Origin of the sequence: Paenibacillus sp. TAF43_2 (assembly GCF_052113545.1) — a bacterium.
Classification (GTDB): domain Bacteria; phylum Bacillota; class Bacilli; order Paenibacillales; family Paenibacillaceae; genus Pristimantibacillus.
In genome coordinates this window covers 1-3,361 of sequence record NZ_JBFRDK010000324.1, presented here as the reverse complement: position 1 = coordinate 3,361, position 3,361 = coordinate 1, and the positions used below count along the sequence as shown (strand labels likewise).

Genomic DNA, 3,361 nt, shown 5'->3' with positions numbered 1-3,361 from the left:
GGGTAACCGTAAAATATCCAGTAGGAGGTTCGGCATGAAAGCTAAGATTGTTATTATAACAGGAGCAAATTCGGGGATCGGAAAAGCGGCAACGCTGAAATTTGCTACCGAAGGATATCATGTTATCATGGCTTGCCGCAATTTGCAGATTAGTAGACCTGTGCAACAAGAAATCATACTAGCAGCAAACAATGTTAATGTAGATTTGATGGAGCTGGATATTTCATCGTTTGAATCTATTCGTTTATTCTGTGCTGCATTCAAAGCTAAATACTCACGTTTGGACATTTTAATACATAACGCAGCTTACTTAAATCATGGAGAAAAGCAATATAAGCTTAGTCCTGAACATATTGAGCTATCTTTTGCTACAAACACATTTGGTCCCTTCTTAATGACTAATTTGGTGACAGACCATCTTCAAAAATCGCAGGATCCGAGAACTCTAAATGCCTGTACGACCAATATTAAAAATTTTTTCGATCCCAAAAGAAAAATCGATTTCGATAATTTGCGCGGTGAACTGCAAAACAAGCAGCGTCACAGTGTATATAAGATGTACGGAGACTCCAAAATGGCATTATTGATATTAACCTTCAAATTAGCAGATAAATTGAAAAGTAAAGGAATTAAAATCAATGCGCTTCAAATTAACCGAGTAAAATTATCAAAAGAAACGATTAGCAAACTTAGCCCATTTTGGAAAGTGCTTGCTACGGCTCAAAATTTAACGAATCCGCCACCAGCCGGCATGGCAGACAATTATTTTTATATTTGTACTTCGGATGAATTCCGCGATGTAACAGGCCAGCTAATCAACCACAAGCGAGAGATAGTTGCACCATCCAAAAGCGAAAGAGGTGTAGAGCAATTGAAGAACATATTCGGTTCAGGAAGCTATCCTAAATACGCTATCGACATCGAAAATTCGGAGAAACTATGGGGATTAAGCACGGAGCTGACTAGTAATTTTTATTAGTCGTAAGCATAACAGGAGTAGCAGAAGTTAGAAGAAAATAAAGTTCTAGACTGAAAAATAAGATGTTAGACTGACGATACGACAATGCTTCATTAAGCTAACGAGCAGGATACTTTAATCACTGCTCTAATACTTAAGTGGTGAAATTCAAGCCTTTCATTGTACTTTCGGATAGTTACATTTAATGTTAGTTGAGGTGGTGGTTGATAATTGAAGAAAAAACTATGGATACCAATAGTACTTCTTATAGTGGCATTTATTGTATGGATATTAATATATACATACCCAAAGCACTATAAATTTACGATTCAAGGGGTATTGTATCAATTGGGAGAAGAAAATAGTGATTTTGTGAAGCCAGATACCATATTTGTAAATGGTAAAATGAAAAAGAACATAAAAGGAGTAAGAACATTCACAGGAATAATCGATATTAAAGGTGAAAATATACCTGTTCCAGAAGAGCATCGACAATTAAAGATCACACTGAGCGAATATGGTGAAGCAGTTCTATTTTATACCTATAATGAAAAGGGACAGCCTAAACATTTTGCTTACGGTAATATTTTTATTAACGACGATTTTAGTAAACTTACAATTTTAAAATTCACAAAAGATGCTAGGAACCCTGATCAATCAGGTTTTGATGGTCGTAGCGGGTATATCATATCAGCACCTGCACAAAAAAGGGATGATGCATTGGAAATCACAAATGAACTGATACATGGTGCTCTGAAAGGAGACATACTAAAATGAAGGGATGYCTACTTAACTAATGGTTAACTTTAGCTTAATCATGTCTGGAGGTTATGTTTTTATGGAACGACTTTGGCCATTTGAAGATCCTGAAAATGTAGCTGTTATTACAACCCAAAAAATAATGAATAAACATAGCCCTATTCTATATGTATCCCATGACAGCGATGATGGAATGTGGCAGTTTCTCGATGGTGAAGAAGTTATTGAATTAGACGCTCGTATTCTGGGTTAAAAGAATTAATAGACATTGACCCGAGTTTGGTCCAACTTACTGATCTGCCAATTGGATGGACAGCATGGAGGGAAACTAAATTCAATCGATGGATTAGAGGGAAACGATAAGAACTTGTTATTCAACTAACGGAGAACGATAGTGAACATCCAAAGGGCCTCCATGCGGAAGCCCATCATTAAGCTAACGGGCAGATTAACGTGACGGAGAGAGAAGTAGAGCTTGAAGGATTTTCCACCGTTGTGACGAAAATCGTTACAGGAGGTTTTTGCTATGGAAGTTACAATAGACTTAGATTTCACCCCGAGATCGCCACGTCCAGATGAACCATATACGGAATCAACCTTTGTACGTTCATCATCCCGATACACATTTCGAAGTGAAGAAATTGGAGTTGCCCTCGTGGATTTGTGGAACTTTGGGTGGGAGGATGGCCCTGTCATTGATTCCTTAGGTTTTGACTTAAGCACGGAAAGAGGTACCTCTCATGCGTTAAGGAAGAAAGAGATCATTCTGAACAAAATAACGCCAGCAGTACGTTCACTGCGACAACAGGGCATCCAGATTTTCCATTGCAATCATCCTCAGTTTTTGAGGCATTATCCCCAGTGGCTCACTTCGACGAAAGAGGAAGAACGGGCTCATTTGGCTGACATTCAGGAATTCTGTGAGGTTAGTATGGAAGAAAAGAGCACTGCATTTCCTGAATTTGAATGGCAGGAAACTTGGAGATCCAGACACAGTGACGATGTGTTTAATGTCTCCTGGATGAATGTGCAAGGCCATGTCTACGACCGAATCAAGATACCAATTGAAGTCGAGCCACAAGAGGGAGATCTGCTCATTTACTCTAGAGAACAATTCGACCGCCTTCTCCGGAGTAGAGGCATCAGAGTGCTTTTTTATATGGGATTTGAGACGGACGAGTGCATCATAAACAGCACTTACGGCATTCGGAATATGCATTCTTATGGATACATGACAAATATCGTTCGAGATTGCACAACAACATACGAATCGGCTGAAACCGTAAAAGGGTTGTGGCGCACTAAGGTAGCAACTGAACAGATTGAGAAATTATGGGGGTATTCTATAATCTCCTCCGATCTTGTGAATTCCTTCAACAAAAATAACCCCGGTGGGTTAGAGTTCTAAGTTAAACAATATCGTTACGCTAACGGAGAACGATAGTTGAAAACTAAAAGGGCTGCAGCGTGGCAGCCCTTCGTCGTTAAGCTAACGGGCAGCATTCCTATTATGAAGAAATACGAAGTTTGAGAAACAAAAAGACTCCTTGGTATGATGTATATGGGTCCCAGATGCTGGCCAGTGACCGGATCCAATACAAACCAAGGAGACTACAAGATGAATTCTACTCAAAATGAACGTAT

At 39.1% G+C, this 3,361-nt stretch carries 4 protein-coding genes; all 4 read left to right on the top strand.

The features are described 5' to 3' along the window. Positions 1-34: 34 nt before the first annotated feature. The 4 genes from AB4Z17_RS32905 to AB4Z17_RS32890 all read left to right on the top strand — a co-directional run bounded on the left by AB4Z17_RS32905 (position 35) and on the right by AB4Z17_RS32890 (position 3,125). Entirely contained in the window at positions 35-979 is a 945-nt protein-coding gene (locus AB4Z17_RS32905) for an SDR family NAD(P)-dependent oxidoreductase (RefSeq protein WP_441964598.1), read from the top strand. Between the two features lie 210 nt (positions 980-1,189). Next, a complete protein-coding gene (locus AB4Z17_RS32900) occupies positions 1,190-1,735 on the top strand; it encodes a hypothetical protein (protein ID WP_441964596.1) in 546 nt (181 codons plus the stop codon). 61 nt (positions 1,736-1,796) lie between these two features. After that, entirely contained in the window at positions 1,797-1,970 is a 174-nt protein-coding gene (locus AB4Z17_RS32895; RefSeq protein WP_441964594.1) for a hypothetical protein, read from the top strand. 273 nt (positions 1,971-2,243) lie between these two features. Next, entirely contained in the window at positions 2,244-3,125 is an 882-nt protein-coding gene (locus AB4Z17_RS32890; protein ID WP_441964592.1) for a hypothetical protein, read from the top strand. The last annotated feature ends 236 nt before the right edge of the window (positions 3,126-3,361 follow it).